The following is an 18,614-nucleotide window of genomic DNA, read 5'->3' as shown; positions in this document are numbered from 1 at the left end:
GTTTCCGCCACTGGGCGGCAGCGGCGCGGCGTCTGAGCTGATGCAGTCTGGGGCCGATCTTGCACGTTCAGGCTTGCCGACCGGCGTGGCGGCTGGGCAATGGACGCGCCGGCGGCCGATATCCTGGATTTCGCTCGCCGCCATCCTGGTCTCACTTTTCTCCCTGCTGCCGCTCGCCTTCATCATCTGGATTGCCGTGCAGACCGGCTGGGAAACCGTATCGGCACTGGTGTTCCGGCCGCGCGTCGGCGAGCTGCTGGCCAACACCCTGCTTTTGGTGGTGCTGGCCGTACCGATCTGCATCGTGCTCTCGGTGGCGCTGGCCTGGCTGACCGAACGCAGCAGTCTTCCCGGTGCCCGCCTGTGGGCCTGGCTGTCGGTGGCGCCGCTCGCCATTCCTGCCTTCGTCCACAGCTATGCCTGGATCACCCTGGTGCCGGGACTGCACGGCCTGTGGGCCGGCGTTCTGGTTTCCGTCGTCGCCTATTTCCCGCTCCTCTATCTGCCGGTGGCGGCAGCTTTGCGCCGGCTCGATCCTGCCCTCGAAGACGCCGCAGCAGCCGTCGGCCTTGGGCCGTGGCGCGTGTTCCGGCGCGTGGTGCTGCCGCAGCTCAGGCTCGCCATCTGCGGCGGCTCGCTGCTGGTCGGCCTGCATCTCCTGGCCGAATACGGCCTCTACGTGTTCATCCGCTTCGATACCTTCACAACGGCGATCGTCGACCAGTTCCAATCGACCTTCAACGGCCCCGCCGCCAACATGCTGGCTGCGGTGCTGGTGACATGCTGTTTCGTGCTGCTCGGGATCGAAGTGCTGGTGCGCGGCGAGGAGCGCTATGCCCGCGTCGGCTCGGGCGCTGCGCGGCAGCAGCAACGCACAAGGCTCGGCCGCGCCACGATCCCGTGCTTGGCTCTGCCGGTCGTCATCACCCTGCTGGCGCTGGGCGTGCCGTTCGTCACCATCAGCCGCTGGCTTGTGGCCGGCGGTGCCGATGTCTGGCGCCTCGATGAGATCGGCCTGGCGCTCGGCCAGACCCTGTTCCTGGCGCTCGCCGGTGCCCTGCTCGCCACCATCGCCGCCATGCCGATGGCCTGGATCTCGATCCGCGCGCCGGGGCCGCTGCAGCGGCTTCTGGAGGGCTGCAACTACATCGTCGGCTCGCTGCCCGGCGTCGTCGTGGCGCTGGCGCTGGTCACCATCACCGTGCGCATCGCTCTACCGCTCTACCAGACCCTGTTCACGATCCTTGTTGCCTATGCGCTGATGTTCCTGCCGCGGGCCCTGATCAGCCTGCGGGCGTCGATCGCGCAGGCGCCGGTCGAGCTCGAACGCGCCGCCGCCAGTCTCGGCCGGTCACCGCTCAAGGCGCTGTGGTCGACGACGATCCGCCTGTCGGCGCCGGGTGCCGCGGCAGGCATGGCGCTGGTGGCGCTCGGCATCATGAACGAATTGACCGCCACGCAGATGCTGGCGCCCAACGGCACCCGGACGCTGGCGATGGCGTTCTGGGCGCACAGCGGCGAGATCGACTATGCGTCCGCCGCACCTTACGCCCTGATCATGGTGGCGATGTCGCTGCCCCTGACCTGGCTGCTCTATGTCCAGTCGAAGCGGATGGCCGGACGATGAGCTTCCTCGAACTCACCGATGTGCACAAGCACTACGGCCCGGTGGCTGCACTGGCCGGTGTCGATCTCAGCGTGGACAGCGGCAGCCGCACCGCAATCGTCGGGCCGTCCGGCTGCGGCAAGACGACCTTGCTGCGGCTGATCGCCGGCTTTGAGGCGCCGGACCAGGGCCGCATCGTGCTCGACGGCGAGGTGCTGGCCAATGGCGGCGCCGCCGTGCCCGCATATCGGCGGGGCATCGGCGTGGTGGCGCAGGACGGCGCCCTGTTCCCGCATCTGAGCATCGCCGCCAATATCGGCTTCGGCATGCGACATCACGAGGACAAGCGCACCGAGCGCATCGTCGAACTCGCCTATATCGTCGGGCTCGACAAGGCGATCCTGAAACGACGGCCGCACGAGCTCTCCGGCGGCCAGCAGCAGCGTGTGGCGCTGGCCCGCGCCATGGCCATGAAGCCGCGGCTGATGCTGCTCGACGAACCGTTCTCGGCGCTCGACACCGGTCTGCGCGCCTCTATGCGCAAGGCGGTGGCCGAGCTTCTGGAGACCGCCGGCATCACCACGATCCTGGTCACCCACGACCAGGCCGAGGCGCTGTCCTTTGCCAGCCAGGTCGCGGTGATGCGTGACGGGGTATTTTCGCAGGTCGGCACGCCGCGCGAGCTCTATCTCAAGCCGAAGGACAGGATGGTCGCCGAATTCCTCGGCGATGCCATCATCCTGCCGGCCAAGATCGCGGACGGTTTCGCCAGCTCGCCGCTCGGCCGCATCGCCGTCGACAGCACCGAACGGCGCGATGTCGTCCGCATCATGCTGCGGCCGGAACAGGTGCTGTTGAAACGGACATCGCGCGAAGGCATGTCGGGCACGCCGGACATGCTGTTCGGCGAAGTGACGGAATCCGAATTCGCCGGTTCGATGTGCACCATCGCGGTGCGGCTCTTGAACAGTCCCGATCCGCCGGACGCAGCCGCGATCGGCAACACGCCATTGATCCTGCGCAAGCCGGGCATGGACACACCGGTGGTTGGCGAAATCGTCCGGCTGACGGTGTCGGGCAAGGCGCATGTGTTTGCCTGAACGGTCTTGCGCCGCTCGCGGTTCGCTGGCCAGGACGGCAGGCTGGCTTCAATCGACCCGTTTTCCGGCCTGATCGAACCAATGCAGCTTTTCGGCCCTGGCGACGACACGCAACTGGTCGCCAGGCTTTGCGGCGGCGCGCCCTGAGACGCGCACGACGATACGGCTACCAACTGCGGCGCAGTGAAGAAAGCTTTCGGCACCGACCGGTTCGACTGCCTCGACTGTCGCCGGCAGCACGAGCGCACCGGGCAGCGCCTCCGCATTGAAGGTGACGTCGGCGTCTTCAGGGCGAAAACCCAGTGTCACGGCTGGTGTTTCGGGGGCCGCGAAGCCGATCGCCGTGCCGTCGGCCAGCATCGGGCCTGAGGAACTTCCGGTCAGCGCCAGAAGGTTCATCGGCGGCGCGCCGATGAAGGAAGCGACGAAGATCGAAGCCGGCTTTTCGTAGATGTCGAGCGGCGCGCCCGTTTGCTCGACCAGTCCGGCGTTCATGACAACAAGGATGTCGGCCAGCGTCATCGCCTCGAGCTGATCGTGGGTCACATAGACCGAGGTGACGCCAAGCTTGCGCTGCAAATTCTTGATCTCGACCCGCATCTGACCGCGCAATTTGGCGTCGAGATTGCTCAACGGCTCGTCGAACAGGAAGACTTTCGGATTGCGCACGATGGCGCGGCCCATGGCGACACGCTGGCGCTGCCCGCCGGAAAGCTCGCGCGGGCGCCGGTCGAGCAGCGCCGAGAGCTCCAGCACCTTGGCGGTCGAGCGCACCCTGCTGTCGATCTCGTCCTTCGGCGTGCCGCGATTGCGCAGGCCATAGGCCATGTTGTCGTAGACCTTCATATGCGGGTAGAGCGCATAGTTCTGGAACACCATGGCGATGTCGCGCTCGGTCGGGCCAATGGCGTTGACCACCTTGCCGTCGATGGCGACTGTACCGGCAGAAATAGTCTCCAACCCGGCGATCATCCTCAGCAGGGTGGACTTGCCGCAGCCGGATGGACCGACCAGCACGCAAAGCTCCTTGTCGGGAATGGCGATGGAGACGCCCTTCACGGCTTCGACGCCGCTGGGATAGACCTTCTTCACGTCCTTCAGATCAACGGTCGCCATCGGCTTCTCACTTTTCGGATTCGACCAGGCCGCGCACGAACCAGCGTTGCATCAGCACAACCACCAGGATCGGCGGCACGATGGCCAGCATCGCCGTGACCATGACCAGGTGCCATTCGGTGTCGGCATCGGCGAAGGAAACCATCTTTCTCAGCGCGATGACGATGGTGTTCATATCGTTGCTGTTGGTGACGAGCAGCGGCCAGAGATACTGCGTCCAGCCGTAGATGAAGAGGATCACGAACAGCGCCGCGATGTTGGTGCGCGACAGTGGCAAGAGGATATCGAAGAAAAAGCGCCATGGCCCGGCACCGTCGACACGCGCCGCCTCGACCAATTCGCCCGGTATGGTCATGAAGAACTGGCGGAACAGTAGCGTCGCGGTGGCCGAGGCGATCAGCGGGATGATCAGGCCGGCATAGGTGTCGATCATGCCGAGATCGACCATCACCTTGTAGGTCGGCAGGATGCGCACCTCCACGGGAAGCATCAAGGTGATGAAGATCAGCCAGAAGAAGGTCATGCGCAGGGGAAAGCGGAAGAACACGATCGCGTAGGCCGACAGGATCGAGATGAAGATCTTTCCCACCGCAACGCCGAGCGCCATGATCGTGGTGTTGAGGAGCAGTCTGCCGACGCTGACACCGCCGATGCGGCCAATGCCGCCGAACAGCGCCTCGCTGTAATTGTTCCACAGCTGGCCGCCGGGCAAGAGCGGCAGCGGCGGCCTAAGGATGGTTTGCAGCGTGTGTGTCGAGGCAACGAAGGTGTAGTAGATCGGAAAAGCCACGATCAATACGCCAAGGATGAGCACGGCATGGGCGATGAATGTGCGGAGCGGGGATTGGCCGATCATCGCTGCCCTCAACCGTAGTGGACTTTGCGTTCTACGTAGCGGAACTGGATGGCGGTAAGCGCAATGACGATGGCCATCAGGATGACCGACTGCGCCGCCGAGTCACCCAGGATCAGATTGACGAAGCCGTCATTGTAGACCTTGTAGACCAGCGTCTCGGTCGTCTTGCCTGGCCCGCCGCCGGTGACGGCATGGACGATGCCGAAAGTGTCGAACAGGGCATAGACGGTGTTGACGACCAGCAGGAAAAAGGTCGTCGGCGCAAGCAGCGGGAAGACGATGGTCCAGAAGCGCTTGGTCTCGCCGGCACCGTCCATCGCCGCCGCCTCGATCAGCGTTTTCGGCACCGCCTGCAGGCCGGCGACGAAGAACAGGAAATTGTAGCTGATCTGCTTCCAGGCAGCCGCCGACACCAGCAGGATCATGGCGTGGGTGCCGTTGAGCAGCGGATCCCAGGCGATGCCGAGGCTTCTCAGCAAATAGGCCAACGAGCCGATCGAAGGATTGAACAGAAAAAGCCACAGCATGCCGGCAATCGCCGGCGCCACGGCATAAGGCCATATCAACAGTGTGCGGTAGAGGCCTTTGCCGCGCACTGCCTTCTCGGCCATGACCGCAAGCAAGAGGGCCACACCCATGGCAACGATCGCCGTCGCAAGCGAAAACACCACCGTGACCTTGATCGAGTTGAGGTAGGCCGGATCGGCCAGCACCTTGCGGAAATTGGCGAACCAGATGAACTTGGTCCTCAGCCCGAACGGGTCTTGCCTGAGCATCGACTGGTGAAGCGCCTGACCGGCCGGCCAGTAGAAGAAAACCAGTGTTATGGCGAGTTGTGGCGCCACCAGCAGGTAGGGCAGGATCTTGTTGGGAAAGACGATGCGTGGAGACAGGCTGATTTCCCTCGCTATCCAGGGGTCGCCCACGCCAGCTCGCGTGGGCGATATTCCAATCGACCAACCGAGATAATCTCGTTAGTTCTCTAGCGCTTCCTTGATCGCGGCGTTGCCGCGCGTGACCGCGTTGTCAAGCGCCTGCTGAGCGGTTTGCTGGCCGGCCAGCATCTTCTCCAACTCCTCGTTCTGGATATCGCGCACCTGCGGCAGATTCGGCAGGCGCACGCCCTTCGAGTTGTCGGTCGGCGCCTTGCCCGTCATCTGCAGGATGGGTGTCTCGCGGCCGGGGTTCTTGTCATAGAAGCCCGATTTCTTGGTCGCCTCGTAGGCGGCGAGCGTGACTGGCAGGTATCCCGACTTCTGGTGCAGGTATTCCTGCACATCGGTCTTGGACAGGTAGGCGAAGAAGGCCGCGACGCCCTTATATTGCTCGTCCGACTTGTTGCCGAACACCCACAGGCTGGCACCGCCCGGCGTGGTGTTCTGCGGTGCGCCCTTGGCGTCGGTATCGTAGGGAAGCTGGCCGATGCCATAGTTCATGCCGGACTTGACGATGTCGCCGAGGCCGCCCGAGGATTCGGTGAAGATGCCGCATTCGCCGGCAAGGAAGATCTGCTTGGCTTCGGACGTGCGCCCGCCATATTTGAAGGTGCCGTCCTTGGCGAGGTCTGCGAGCGCCTGGAAGTGGTTGACGAAAATCGGCGCGTTGATCTTGAGTTCGACATCACCGCCGGCCAGACCGTTCTGCTGGGTGGCCCACGACACGTCATTCCATGCCGCGAAGTTCTCCAGATGGATCCAGGTCAGCCAGGTCGAGGTATAGCCGCATGAGGCGGCGCCGCTCGCCTTGATCTTCTTGGCAGCTTCCCACACCTCGTTCCAGGTCTTGGGCGGGTTGTTCACGTCGAGGCCCGCCTTCTGGAAGATGTCCTTGTTGTAGTAGAGGATCGGCGACGAGGAGTTGTAGGGGAAGGACAGCATGGTGCCGTCCGGCTTCGAATAATATCCGACGATGCCGGGCAGGTACTGGCTCTTGTCGAAGGTCATCCCGGCACCGGTCATCACCTCGGCCACCGGCTTGATCGCACCCTCGGCCGCCATCATCACGCCGGTGCCGACATCGAACACCTGGAGGATATCTGGCGCCTGTCCGGCGCGGAAAGCAGCGATGCCGGCATTCAGCGTCTCGGGATAGGTGCCCTTGAACACCGGAACCAGCTCATAGTCGCTCTGGCTGGCGTTGAAATCCTTGGAGATCTTGGCAACGACCTCGGCGTTGGCGCCGGTCATGGCGTGCCACCAGCTGATCTGCGTGACGGCGAAGGCGGAGGTAGTGGAAAGCAGGGTCAAGGTGGCGGCAACACCGGCCGCGAAGCCGAAGAACTTCATGTTTCATCTCCCGTTTTGTCATTGGCGAAAGGGCACTCTCGCAAAGGCAATATGTGCCGCTCGTGACAATTGGACAACGGATTTGTTGCGGATCGATGAACTCGATCTCCACTTAAAGTGGTGCACGCTTCCGAATGGAGTCGATGGAAAGGAATTGCCAAGCCGGCTTACTGTTCGAACAAGGGCGATGGGGACCGGCAATCGTCGGCGCCTAAAGCGCGTCGCGTTTGAATGGATGCGACGCGCTTTAGGTTCTTGTTTTGATGCATGTCGTTATCGCAAAACCGCTGCGCACCCTCGGGTCAGGCCCTGGGTCAGGCCCTAGGGCATGCTTGTGCGCGACATGCATTAGTCCGACTTGCCGAGCGCCGTCTCGACCAGCCGCTTGGCATCGGGGCTCGACCACTCGGCAGGGCCGTTCATGTGAGCGATCAGGCAGCCTTCGCCGTCGATCAGCATGGTGACCGGCAGGCCGAGCGCCAGGCCGCGCGTCTTGAGATCGTTGAACAGCGCCATCGTCGAATCACGGTAATAGCCGAGCGCCTCGACGCCGGTTTCCTCGAGGAACTTCTTCGGCTTGGTGTCGTCGCCGGCATCGACATTGACCGCGACGACCTCGAAGGCGTCGCTGCCCATTTCTTTCTGCAGCGCGTCGAGCGCCGGCATTTCGGCGCGGCACGGCGCGCACCATGTCGCCCACAGATTGAGCAGCACCGTCTTGCCGGCATGGTCGGCGAGCGTCATCGGCTTGCCGCCAGGGTCGTTGAAGGCAAGGCTTTTCAGCGATTGCGGCGGATCGGCCGGCAAGAGTGCCGCAACCTGGCCGGTGGCAGCCGCAGCGACCGTCTTGGCGCGGTCAGCCTTGGCGGCGCAGGCGACATCGTCCTTGCTGTCGTCAACGGCGACTTGAGCGGGCGCGTTGTTGCCAGAACCGCTCTCGCTGACATATACCGCGACCGCGCCGGCCAGCACGCCCGCCACCAAAGCGGCGAGGATGAGGCGCGGGGCCGGAAAAAATCGATTGCCGTCTGCCATTTTTAAAAACTGCTCCGGAGCACGGGTTATAGCGATGAGCGACAAGAAGGCCAGCAACCAGATGTGGGGCGGACGTTTTGCCTCGGGTCCGGCCGCGATCATGGAAGCCATCAACGCGTCGATCTCGTTCGACCGCAAACTCTACGCGCAGGATATCAGAGGCTCGATCGCCCATAGCGAGATGCTGGCGCAAACGGGCATTATTTCGGCGGCCGATCAAGAAAAAATCGCTCACGGGCTGAACACGATCCTGGCAGAGATCGAAGCCGGCACGTTCGAGTTCTCGACCAGGCTGGAAGACATCCACATGAATGTCGAGGCTCGCCTTGCGGAACTGATCGGGCCGGCCGCCGGCCGCCTGCACACTGCCCGTTCGCGCAACGATCAGGTGGCGGTCGATCTCAGACTGTGGGTCAAGGACGAATGCTTTCGCGTCGCCGAGGCGCTGAAGGGCCTGATCACGGCGTTCCTGGAACGGGCCGAGGAGCATGCGGCAACTGTGATGCCTGGCTTCACCCATATGCAAGCGGCGCAGCCGGTGACCTTCGGCCACCACTGCATGGCCTATGTCGAGATGTTTTCGCGCGACCTGTCGCGTGTCCGCGACGCCATCGAACGGATGGACGAAAGCCCGCTCGGTGCGGCCGCCCTTGCCGGCACCAGCTTTCCGATCGACCGGCACAAGACGGCCAAGGCGCTCGGCTTCCGCGAGCCGATGCGCAATTCCCTGGACAGCGTTTCGGACCGCGATTTCGCGCTCGAGTTTTTGGGGCTGGCGGCGATCTGCGCGACGCATCTGTCGCGGCTGGCCGAAGAGATCATCATCTGGTCGACGCCGCAATTCGGCTTCGTCAGGCTGTCGGACTCATTCTCTACCGGCTCCTCGATCATGCCGCAGAAAAAGAACCCCGACGCCGCCGAACTGGTGCGCGGCAAGACCGGCCGCGTCACTGGCCATCTGGTCGGTCTGCTAACGGTGATGAAGGGCATGCCGCTGACCTATGGCAAGGACATGCAGGAGGACAAGGAATCCGTGTTCGACGCCGCCGAGACGCTTGACCTGATACTGGCGGCGATGACCGGCATGGTGCGCGACATGACGGTGAACGCTGCCGCCATGAAGAAGGCCGCCGGGTCAGGCTATGCGACCGCGACCGATCTCGCCGACTGGCTGGCGCGCACCCTCGGCCTGCCGTTCCGCGAGGCGCATCATGTCACCGGCCGCGCGGTGGCGCTGGCCGAAGAGAAGAAGATCGGGCTCGACAGGCTGCCGCTGGAAGACTTGCAGTCCATTCACCCCGGGATCACGGCGGACGTGTTTTCCGTGCTTGCCGTGCAGAACTCGGTGAAGAGCCGCACGAGCTTCGGCGGCACCGCGCCGTCGGAAGTGAGGAAGCAGATCCGATACTGGAAAAAGCACATTGCCAAGGCGTGATGCTCGTGCGGCGAATCCGAAATTCGCATCACGTTGGAGCAGCGCGGCGAGCGAATTTCGGGTTCAAAAGCCGCACGAGCTAATTGATGAATTCTAGTGTCATGATCGCGTAATTCGTGCGATTATTGCGTTGATTCGATTGGAGATGCGATGCATGGGACGAGTTGCTGCAACCATCGACTTGAGCGCCGAGGAACGCAAGGAGCTTGAAGGTCTGTCGCGCCGGCGGCGAACGGCGCAAGGTCTGGCACAGCGGGCAGAGATCGTGTTGTTGGCGGCCGAGAGGCTTGAGAACAAAGTGATCGCGCAGCGCGTCGGGGCGGTTGAGAACACGGTCGGCAAGTGGCGACGCCGCTTTGCCCAAGATCGGCTGGATGGCCTCTACGATGAGCCGCGGCCGGGTCGGCCACGAGAGATCGGCGATGATGCGATTGCCGAGACGATCCGCCTGACGCTGGAGGCGACACCGCGCGAAGCCACGCATTGGAGTCTGCGCTCGATGGCGCGCGCGGTCGACCATGCGCCATCGACGATCCATCGGATATGGAAAGCCTTCGGCCTTCAGCCGCACCGCGCAGAAAGCTTCAAGTTGTCGAGCGATCCTTTGTTTGTCGAGAAGGTGCGCGACATCGTCGGCCTCTACATGGCACCGCCCGAACACGCGCTGGTCCTGTGCGTGGACGAGAAGAGCCAAATCCAGGCGCTCGATCGCACCCAACCGGTGCTGCCGATGCGGCCCGGCCAGATCGAGCGGCGCAGCCATGATTACAAGCGCCACGGCGTGACGTCGCTGTTCGCAGCGCTCGATATCGCCACCGGACGCATCATCGGCAAATGCTATCCGCGCCACCGCTCTACGGAGTTCCGCCGCTTCCTCGACGAGATCGAAGCGGCGGTTCCTGAGGATCTCGACATCCATTTGGTCATGGACAACTACGCCACGCACAAGACGCAACCCATCCGCAACTGGTTCGCCAAGCGACCCCGCTGGCACGTCCATCTAACACCCACCAGCGCGTCCTGGATCAATCAGGTCGAGCGCTTCTTCGCCGACCTCACCGACAAGCAGATCAGGCGCGGCGTTCACCGCTCAACCGGAGAACTTGAAGCCGCCATCGAAACCTACATCAATGCTGTCAACGCCGATCCGAAGCCCTTCAGATGGACAAAGTCTGCTACCGACATTCTCGCCTCCATCGAACGCTTCTGCCTCGCAACCCTCAAAACCGGCGACCAACAGGCTAAAATCGTCAGAACTTCGGAATCAGGACACTAGTGTGGTTTTGGATTTGAAGTTCCTTAACGCGAATGCCATCAATGACAGGAACTTCAAATCCACCACACCAGGTGCAATGCCAGAAAAACTCGGCTAAAAGCGGCGGGCAAAAGTTTCGGACGGATGGATCGATGACCGCAAGCAGGATTTTGGTGACGCTCGCGCTGCTGGCGGCGCTGGCAACCGTAACGGCCTGCGGCAGGAAAGCCGGGCTCGAGACGCCCTATGAGGCGGCCGTGCAGGCGCGCAAGGACGCACAAAAGGCCGAGCAGCCCGTGCCGCCCGAGCCGGAAAAACCGGTCAAGGACAAGAAGTTCATTCTCGACCCGTTGATCTAGAGCCGATGAGATCGGCCGATCTCATCGTGCTCCAACTTCCGGAATCTCTGTTGTGAACCATTTCGACTACCGCGACGGCGTGCTGCATGCCGAGGACGTGGCGATATCAGATATCGCCACAAGCGTCGGCACACCGTTCTATTGTTATTCGACGGCGACGCTGACCAGGCATTTCCGCGTGTTTGCGCAGGCCTTTGCCGGGCTCGACGCGCTGGTCTGCTACGCCATGAAGGCGAATTCCAACCAGGCGGTGCTGAAGATCCTGGCAAAACTCGGCGCCGGCGCCGACGTGGTCTCGGAAGGCGAACTGCGCCGCGCGCTGGCCGCCGGCATTCCGGCCAACAAGATCCTGTTTTCCGGCGTCGGCAAGACCGCGCGCGAAATGGATTTTGCGCTCTCGGCCGGCATTCTCTGTTTCAACGTCGAATCTGAGCCGGAACTTGAATTGCTGTCGACCCGCGCCACGGCCCTGGGCAAGGTGGCGTCGATCTCGCTGCGCATCAACCCGGATGTCGATGCCAAGACCCACAAGAAGATCTCCACCGGCAGGGCCGAGAACAAGTTCGGCATTCCCTGGCAGAAGGTGCGCCAGGTCTATGCCCGCGCGGCTGAACTGCCTGGCATCAAGGTCACCGGTATCGACACCCATATCGGCAGCCAGATCACCGAATTGCAGCCCTTCGACGACGCCTTCGCGCTGCTGGTGGAACTGGTCGGCGTGCTTCGTGCCGACGGGCACGCCATCGAGCATATCGATCTCGGCGGCGGCCTCGGCATTCCCTACCGCGTCGACAACAGCCCGCCTCCCTTGCCGGACGCTTATGCCCAGATCGTCAGGAAGCACGTCGCCAAGCTCGGGCTGAAGGTGATGTTCGAGCCGGGCCGGCTGATCGTCGGCAATGCCGGTGTCCTCGTCTCGCAAGTGATCTTCGTGAAGGAGGGCGACGCCAAGAACTTCCTGGTCGTCGACGCCGCGATGAACGATCTGATCCGGCCGACGCTCTACGACGCCTTCCATAACATCAAGCCGGTGGTGCAGCAGCCGGCCGCGGCGCCGCGCATGACGGTCGACGTCGTCGGCCCGGTCTGCGAGACCGGCGATTATCTCGGCCTCGACCGCGACCTGCCGCGGCTCAAGGCCGGCGACCTGATCGCCGTCGCCACCGCCGGCGCCTATGGCGCGGTGCAGGCCGGTACCTACAACACCCGCCTGTTGGTGCCCGAAGTGCTGGTCGACGGCGACCGTTTCCATGTCGTGCGCCCGCGCCAGACCTATGACGAGCTGATCGGGCTGGATTCGCTGCCTGATTGGCTGGAATAGACCCATGATCCCGAAAAAGTGGGAACCGGTTTTCGGAAAAGATCATGGTCAAACAAGAATAGATCGTCTGTAGCGCTACAGCCGGTGCTGAATCAGCGCCCTGGTCTCGGCGATCCTGCCCTCGTCGCGGCGATAGAATGTCCACTGCTTGATGCGTTTGCTGCGCAGAAGGCCCGCCTGGGTCAGCACCCGCATATGCTCGCTGAGCGTCGCCTGGGTGATGCCAAGCTTTTCCGCGATCAGCAGCGCGCAGACGCCGTCCTCGACCAGATCGCCATCGGCCTGCGGCGAAAAATGCACGCGCGGGTCCTTCAGCCAATCGAGGATTTGCAGCCTGCGCTCGTTGGCAATCGCCTTGAAGACATCAACCTCTTGCATTTAGCCATTTTGCTAAGTTACTAAGTGATGTCAACCTCGGGAGCAGACCATGCTGAACGGCAATATAATCACCCGCGAACGCATCGCCGCAATGGAGCCGCGCATCCGGCCATTCGTGCGCCACACGCCGGTGCTGCGCGTCGACATGGCCGATTTCGGCCGTCCGCCTCTTGCCGTCGACCTGAAGCTCGAATGTCTACAGCATTCCGGCTCGTTCAAGGCGCGCGGCGCGTTCACCAATCTTCTCGAACGGCCGGTTCCCGCGGCCGGCGTCGTCGCCGCATCCGGCGGCAATCATGGTGCCGCGGTCGCCTATGCCGCCATGCGGCTCGGCCACAAGGCGACGATCTTCGTTCCCGAAGTGAGTCCGCCGGCCAAGCTGGAACGCATCCGCGGCTACGGCGCCGAGCTGGTCGTCGGCGGCGCGCGCTATGCCGAGGCGCTGGCCGCCAGCGAAAGTTTCGCGGAAAAGTCCGGTGCGCTGCAGATCCACGCCTTCAACCAGGAGGAAACGCTTGTCGGGCAAGGCACGCTCGGCCTCGAGATCGAGGCTGACCTGCCGGAGCTCGACACGCTGCTGGTCGCCGTCGGTGGCGGCGGCCTGATCGGCGGCATCGCCGCCTGGTTTGCCGGCCGCATCAGGATCATCGCCGTCGAGCCCGAGGGTGCACCGACGCTCTATCGCGCCTTCGAGGCCGGCCAGCCCGTCGATGCGCCGACTGAGGGCATCGCCGCCGATTCGCTGGCGCCGAAGCGCGTCGGCGAAATGATGTTTCCAATCGCCGAGGCCTTCGTCGAGCGTTCCATATTGGTCAGCGACGACGAGATCATCGCCGCCCAGGCGGCGCTTTGGGACCGGGTGCGAATCATATCCGAGCCGGGCGGCGCAGCGGCGTTCGCAGCGCTCCTGTCCGGCCGCTACGCGCCGGCTGCGGGCGAGCGTGTCGCCGTGCTGGTCTGCGGTGCAAACGCCAATCCGGCTAAATTCTGACGATAATGGAGGCAGTATCGTTCACGTTTTCGGGAACCGCCTCGCCTTCGCCGTGTTTGTTGATATGCTTCGAGTGACGTGCATCTAAAACTTTGAGTCCTTCGCATCCGATTTTCGGGCCGGTGCGATAGATTTGTGAGGTTCGGGTTATCCCGCCCGAGCAGGAAGGGCCGATGACGCAACGACCCACCTTCACCAGCGATCGCAGCCTGGCCGGGCGCCTTGCCCTGAGCAGACTGGCGACGCGGGTCTCGATGACGGTCGAGCGTGGCTGGCCGTTGCTGCTTCCGCTGCTCATTGTCGCCAGCCTGTTCCTCAGCGCCTCGTGGCTCGGCCTCTTCCTTCTGCTGCCCGACGCGGCGCGCATGGGCCTCATGGCAGTGTTCGGCATCGCAGCCCTTGCCGCGCTCTATCCCCTACGTTTCTTCCGGGTGCCGACCAGCGCCGAGATCGACCGGCGCATCGAGGCGGCCAACCAGTTGCTGCACAGCCCGGTGCTGGTGCAGACCGACCGGCCGAGCGGCAGGGAAAGCATATTTTCGCAAGCGCTGTGGCGCGAGCACCAGAAACGCATGGCCGAAAAACTCGGCAACCTCGGTGGCGACCTGCCGCGCACCCGGGTGCCGGAGCGCGACCCGTGGGGGCTGCGCGCCGTGGCGGCGCTTTTGTTGGTCACCGCCTTTGCCTTCTCCTTCGGACCGTCGGGCGGCCGCATCGCAGACGGGTTCAGTGCCCACGCGGCGCGGGACGCCGTGCCGCCGCGCATCGACGCCTGGGTGACGCCGCCGGCCTACACCGGCAGGCCGCCGGTCTTCCTCACGTCCCCAGCCCTCGCCAACCCAGCCCTCGCCGACAATGGCAATCAGGCTGCGCCCACCTTCACTGTTCCGGAAGGCAGCGATGTGTCGCTGCGCGTCACCGGCGGTTCCGGCGAGGAAACGCTGAGCTACGCGGACGCCGACGGCAACGCCCGCACCATCGAGCCGGCCGGGCAGCAGGCCGACGCGGCCAAGCCGGCGGCGGCAACGCCCTCTACGGCAACGCCATCTACGGTGCGCCAGTTTACCGGAAAGCTGACCGCCAACGGCACGCTGACGCTGAACTCGGGCAGTGACGAACTCGGCAACTGGGCCTTCGCAGTGATCCCTGACAAGCCGCCGCAGATCCGCTTCGTCGGCGAGCCGAAACGCGCCGTCAACGGCTCCTTCGAACTCAACTACCAGATCGACGACGACTATGGCGCGGCCTCCGCCAAGGCGGATTTCGTATTGGCCGACCCGCCGGCGCCGAATGCGCATCCGCTCTATGGCCCGCCCGAAATGCCGCTGACGCTGCCGCGCCGCGGCGCCAAGGGGAATGCCGCCAAGACCACGAAGGACCTGACCGAGCATGTCTGGGCCGGCGGCAACATCAAGCTCAGGCTTGTCGCCACCGACGATGCCGGCCATACGGCAACCAGCGAAACCAAGACGCTGGTGATGCCGGAGCGGCCTTTCTCCAACCCGCTGGCGAGGGCCGTGATCGAGCAGCGCCGCGTGCTGGCGCTCGACGCCAACGCCAAGAGCCGCGTGCTCGACCTGATGGACGCGATCACGCTCAGGCCCGAAGACACGTTCGACAACATGGCGCACTACCTCGCCATCATGAGCGCCCGCACCCGGTTGAAGATGGCCGACAGCGACGACAAGTTGCGCGACGAGGTCGCCTATCTGTGGGAGATCGCGCTCGGCATCGAGGAAGGCAATCTTTCGGAAGCCGAGAGGCGGCTGCGCCAGGCTCAGCAGGCGCTGCAGGACGCGATCAAGAACGGCGCCAGCGACGAGGAAATCGACAAGGCGATGAAGGAACTGCGCGAGGCGATGAACCAGTTCCTGCAGGAATTCGCCCAGCGTGCACAGCAGAATCCGAACGCGCCGCAAATGCAGCAGAACGGCCAGGAACTGCGCCAGAGCGACATCGAACGAATGATGGACCAGATCGAAAACCTAGCGAAATCAGGCGACCGCGACAGCGCGCAGCAATTGCTTTCGCAACTGCAGGACATGATGAACAATCTGCAGGCCGGACGTCAGCAGCAGGGCGGCCAGCAGAACAGCGAAATGCGCCAGCAGATGGACAAGCTCGGCGAGATCATGCGGCGCCAGCAGGAGATGATGAACGAGACCTTCCGCTTGGACCAGATGCAGCGCGGCCAGCAACAGCGCGGGCAGAATCGCGAAGAGCAGCTCGGCGAGAACGGTGAGCAGGGCCAAATGGGCGAACAGGGCGAGCAGCCCGGCCCAGGTGAAGACCGCGATCCGCTCGGCCGGCCGAACCCGATGACGCCGCAGGAATTCGCCGACGCGCTGAAGCGGTTGCAGGAAGGCCAGGGCAAGCTGCAGGGCGACCTCGACCAGCTGAGAAAAGGCCTCGAAGGCATGGGTCTCGAGCCCAATGAAGGGTTTGGCGAGGCCGGCAAATCCATGGGCAACGCCGAGCAGGCGCTTGGCGACAGCGATGGCGACCAGGCCGTCGGTCACCAGGGCCGCGCGCTGGAAGCGTTGCGCAAGGGCGCCAAGGACATGATGAAGCAATTGCAGGCCATGCAGGGCGACGAGGGCGAAGGCGAGCGGGGCGGCCGCCAGCAGAACGCCGACCGCGATCCGCTCGGCCGGCCGCGCGCCACCGAAGGTCCCGATTTCGGCGATTCGGTGAAGGTGCCGGACGAGATCGATGTGCAGCGCGCCCGCCAGATCCTCGAAGCGATCCGCAAGCGGCTCGGCAACGCGCTCAGCCCCGACATCGAGCGCAGCTATCTGGAGCGGCTGCTGGAGCTGAAGTAAAGCTGCCCTCTATATCAGGAAGATCGGCGTGCACGGTCATGGCGGCCGACATCGCCGGGCTGCGCAATTAGGCGACATGCTCTCGAGCGGCGGACTATCACGTCGAACCGTGACGCCGCTCTATCTTTTTGTTTTGTTAGAGCATCGGATTTTCCCAAAACCGGTACCCACCCTCGGGTCAGGCCCGGGTCAGGCCCGAGGGCAGGCTTTTGGGTCCGATGCTCTAGTGGTCAAAATCCAACGCTTGGTACCCGACCCGAAATACCGCTCTCGACCCTTCTCTGCCCTTCCCTCAGAGAATTTGAACGGGAAGTCGTGACACGTTGCAGCTTACGCGAAGCAATGAAGCTATGACCGCCCCAGGGGCGGAAGCCAACGTTCACGATGGTGGTCATTGCAGGCGATAACTTCTCAATCCAATGACATTGTCGCTCGCAGCTTGTCGCCCTCTGCGGGACGTGGCCTATCACGCCGCAGCGAAGAACAGGCCCGACCCACCCGATGCTGGGTCCAGTTGCTGGCCCGGGGTCGAAGGTAAATCCTTGAAAATCCCGGGCCGTGCGTCGAAGACCGGCTTCAGCTCACCTTCTTGACCGGTGGCAGAACCCACGAGCCATCGATGATCGAAGGGGCGCTTTCATTCGGCCAGTAGAGCCGCATCATCAGGACGAACTTGTCCTTCGGAGCCGGCAGCCAGTTCGACTCTTTGTCAGCGCCCGGGGACTCGTTCTGGATCAAGAGATCGACCGAGCCGTCAGCGTTCGCCTGCAGCGGTTGGCGGGCGCTGATGGAATAGCGATTGAGCGGGTTGTCGACGAAGAAATACTTCTCGTTGTACATAGTCAGCGACCAGAAGCCCGAGACCGGAGGCAGCTTCCCCTTCTTGAACTTCAGGACGTATTTCTCCGTGCCCGAATAGGCGCGGCTGATAAGGCCGCTGTCGGACTTCATCGAAGTCGGATACACGGCGTCTTGGGGACGATTTGCACCGAGCCCGATTGCCGTGACCAGGGCGCGCTGAATATAGTTCGTACCATAGATGCCCGTCTTGGTCGTGTAACCCCACCCGTTGATATCCTTCACGTCGCCGTCACTGAACTTGAAGTGCAGCATGATGCGATCGAAAGCGACCTGAGGGATACGCTTCGCAAACGACGGATCGAATTTGCTCTTGTCGAAATCCTGACCGGGCACAATGCCGATCTGGGCCATTTTCTCGACCATCGGCGCATCCGCCTCCGTTGGAGGATTGGTCTTCATCAGCTCACACAGGAGCGTGAAGTACTCGACAGCATCCATCGCATTGACCTGCTCACGAACAGCGGTCTTCATGTCGATCGACGAATCGACCTTGCCGGCCGGCGCAGTCCAGTCGGTGCCGTAGGCGCTCAGAGGAACGAGCTTCACCTCATCCTGCAGCTTATGCACTTCGGCATAGTCCTCCTTGGTGCCGGTGCAATAGATGCGACCCAGCAGCCAGACCAAACTGGTTGGCGACTTGTATTCCTTGACGCCGTCGGGGAGCTTGCCCTCCCAGCCGGGTCCGGTGATTGCGTAGGTTTGCGCGCCCGTCCCTGTCGTGCGTTTGCCAGGAACGTCGAACACTGTCGTCCAACCGTCAAGCATTGGGAACAGAGCGTAACGATCCGCCATATCCGGAAGGCTGACGACCCATGGCTCCTTCCCCACGTCCACGAATGCGGTGGTGTAAAGGGTGTCCGCATTGGGAGCGGTCACGTCGGTGAAACTAGCGTCCGGATACGCGCGAAGCTTGATGACGTGGCCCATTGGGCCCTTGGTGCCCTTGGGTTTCGCGACGTTGGTGACGACGCGGCGGGTCATCTCCATGGTGATCAGCGGGTAGCCATAGGTGTAGGCTTCGACCGCTAAGCCGAATTCGTCTGAACCCCCGATCAGATCTGCAACGAAACCTTCGGCATTGCCCGCCGTCGGTCTTAGCGACGTAGCGGCAAGCAGGCCTAAGCCGCCGAGCGAAACTGTGCGACGTGACACGTTCATTTCATCCTCCAGACTTTCCCAGGCCCAGTGACCTGT

Annotated in this window: 15 protein-coding genes; 8 read left to right on the top strand and 7 right to left on the bottom strand. The window is 63.2% G+C overall.

The features are described from left to right. Positions 1-40: 40 nt before the first annotated feature. Together AC0NIE_RS08650 and AC0NIE_RS08645 are read left to right on the top strand one after the other, a co-directional pair. Positions 41-1,627 (top strand): ABC transporter permease, encoded by a 1,587-nt coding sequence (locus AC0NIE_RS08650; RefSeq protein WP_473489284.1) that lies wholly within the window; start codon positions 41-43, stop codon positions 1,625-1,627. After that, complete coding sequence (locus tag AC0NIE_RS08645; protein ID WP_473489285.1) at positions 1,624-2,706, top strand: ABC transporter ATP-binding protein; 1,083 nt, start codon at positions 1,624-1,626, stop codon at positions 2,704-2,706. The genes AC0NIE_RS08650 and AC0NIE_RS08645 overlap by 4 nt, the downstream gene beginning before the upstream one ends. 48 nt (positions 2,707-2,754) lie before the next feature. Here AC0NIE_RS08645 and AC0NIE_RS08640 read toward each other — a convergent pair whose 3' ends face one another. The 5 genes from AC0NIE_RS08640 to tlpA form a co-directional block, all read right to left on the bottom strand. After that, positions 2,755-3,822, bottom strand: a complete 1,068-nt coding sequence (locus AC0NIE_RS08640; RefSeq protein ID WP_473489286.1) for a sn-glycerol-3-phosphate import ATP-binding protein UgpC — start codon at positions 3,820-3,822, stop codon at positions 2,755-2,757. Positions 3,823-3,829: 7 nt separating this feature from the next. Beyond that, positions 3,830-4,678: a sn-glycerol-3-phosphate ABC transporter permease UgpE gene (gene ugpE, locus AC0NIE_RS08635; RefSeq protein WP_473489287.1), complete on the bottom strand. Its 849-nt coding sequence runs from the start codon at positions 4,676-4,678 to the stop codon at positions 3,830-3,832. Positions 4,679-4,686: 8 nt separating this feature from the next. Further along, positions 4,687-5,571: a sn-glycerol-3-phosphate ABC transporter permease UgpA gene (gene ugpA, locus AC0NIE_RS08630; RefSeq protein WP_473489292.1), complete on the bottom strand. Its 885-nt coding sequence runs from the start codon at positions 5,569-5,571 to the stop codon at positions 4,687-4,689. A gap of 81 nt (positions 5,572-5,652) precedes the next feature. Continuing rightward, a complete protein-coding gene (ugpB, locus tag AC0NIE_RS08625; protein ID WP_473489288.1) occupies positions 5,653-6,963 on the bottom strand; it encodes a sn-glycerol-3-phosphate ABC transporter substrate-binding protein UgpB in 1,311 nt (436 codons plus the stop codon). Positions 6,964-7,311: 348 nt separating this feature from the next. Further along, positions 7,312-7,998 carry a thiol:disulfide interchange protein TlpA gene (tlpA, locus tag AC0NIE_RS08620; RefSeq protein ID WP_095493411.1) on the bottom strand — a complete coding sequence of 229 codons (687 nt, stop codon included), beginning with the start codon at positions 7,996-7,998 and terminating at the stop codon, positions 7,312-7,314. A gap of 34 nt (positions 7,999-8,032) precedes the next feature. Here tlpA and argH point away from each other — a divergent pair, with 34 nt between their 5' ends. From argH to lysA, 4 genes are all read left to right on the top strand, one after another. After that, positions 8,033-9,433: an argininosuccinate lyase gene (argH, locus tag AC0NIE_RS08615; RefSeq protein ID WP_473489289.1), complete on the top strand. Its 1,401-nt coding sequence runs from the start codon at positions 8,033-8,035 to the stop codon at positions 9,431-9,433. Between the two features lie 145 nt (positions 9,434-9,578). Continuing rightward, complete coding sequence (locus AC0NIE_RS08610; RefSeq protein ID WP_473490042.1) at positions 9,579-10,709, top strand: IS630 family transposase; 1,131 nt, start codon at positions 9,579-9,581, stop codon at positions 10,707-10,709. A 131-nt stretch (positions 10,710-10,840) separates the two neighbouring features. Continuing rightward, positions 10,841-11,047, top strand: coding sequence for a lipoprotein (locus tag AC0NIE_RS08605; protein ID WP_095493413.1), 207 nt, complete (start codon positions 10,841-10,843; stop codon positions 11,045-11,047). A 52-nt stretch (positions 11,048-11,099) separates the two neighbouring features. After that, on the top strand, positions 11,100-12,368 hold the full coding sequence (lysA, locus tag AC0NIE_RS08600; RefSeq protein ID WP_473488132.1) for a diaminopimelate decarboxylase: 1,269 nt from the start codon (positions 11,100-11,102) through the stop codon (positions 12,366-12,368). A gap of 75 nt (positions 12,369-12,443) precedes the next feature. Here the strand turns inward: lysA and AC0NIE_RS08595 are convergent, their stop codons facing one another. Then, positions 12,444-12,746, bottom strand: a complete 303-nt coding sequence (locus AC0NIE_RS08595; protein ID WP_192365059.1) for an ArsR/SmtB family transcription factor — start codon at positions 12,744-12,746, stop codon at positions 12,444-12,446. Between the two features lie 49 nt (positions 12,747-12,795). On the opposite strand from AC0NIE_RS08595, the gene AC0NIE_RS08590 reads away from it, so the two are divergent. Further along, positions 12,796-13,737, top strand: a complete 942-nt coding sequence (locus AC0NIE_RS08590; RefSeq protein WP_473488131.1) for a threonine/serine dehydratase — start codon at positions 12,796-12,798, stop codon at positions 13,735-13,737. A 173-nt stretch (positions 13,738-13,910) separates the two neighbouring features. After that, the gene (locus AC0NIE_RS08585; RefSeq protein WP_473488130.1) at positions 13,911-16,559 is read left to right on the top strand and encodes a TIGR02302 family protein; all 2,649 of its coding nucleotides are present in this window, start codon (positions 13,911-13,913) and stop codon (positions 16,557-16,559) included. A 576-nt stretch (positions 16,560-17,135) separates the two neighbouring features. On the opposite strand, the gene AC0NIE_RS08580 is transcribed toward AC0NIE_RS08585, so the two are convergent. After that, positions 17,136-18,578: a DUF1254 domain-containing protein gene (locus tag AC0NIE_RS08580; protein WP_473488129.1), complete on the bottom strand. Its 1,443-nt coding sequence runs from the start codon at positions 18,576-18,578 to the stop codon at positions 17,136-17,138. Positions 18,579-18,614 lie beyond the last annotated feature (36 nt).

The organism is Mesorhizobium sp. WSM4842 (assembly GCF_055901575.1).
Note: the sequence above shows the minus strand (reverse complement) of the source record. Positions and strands in the feature narration are given on the sequence as shown.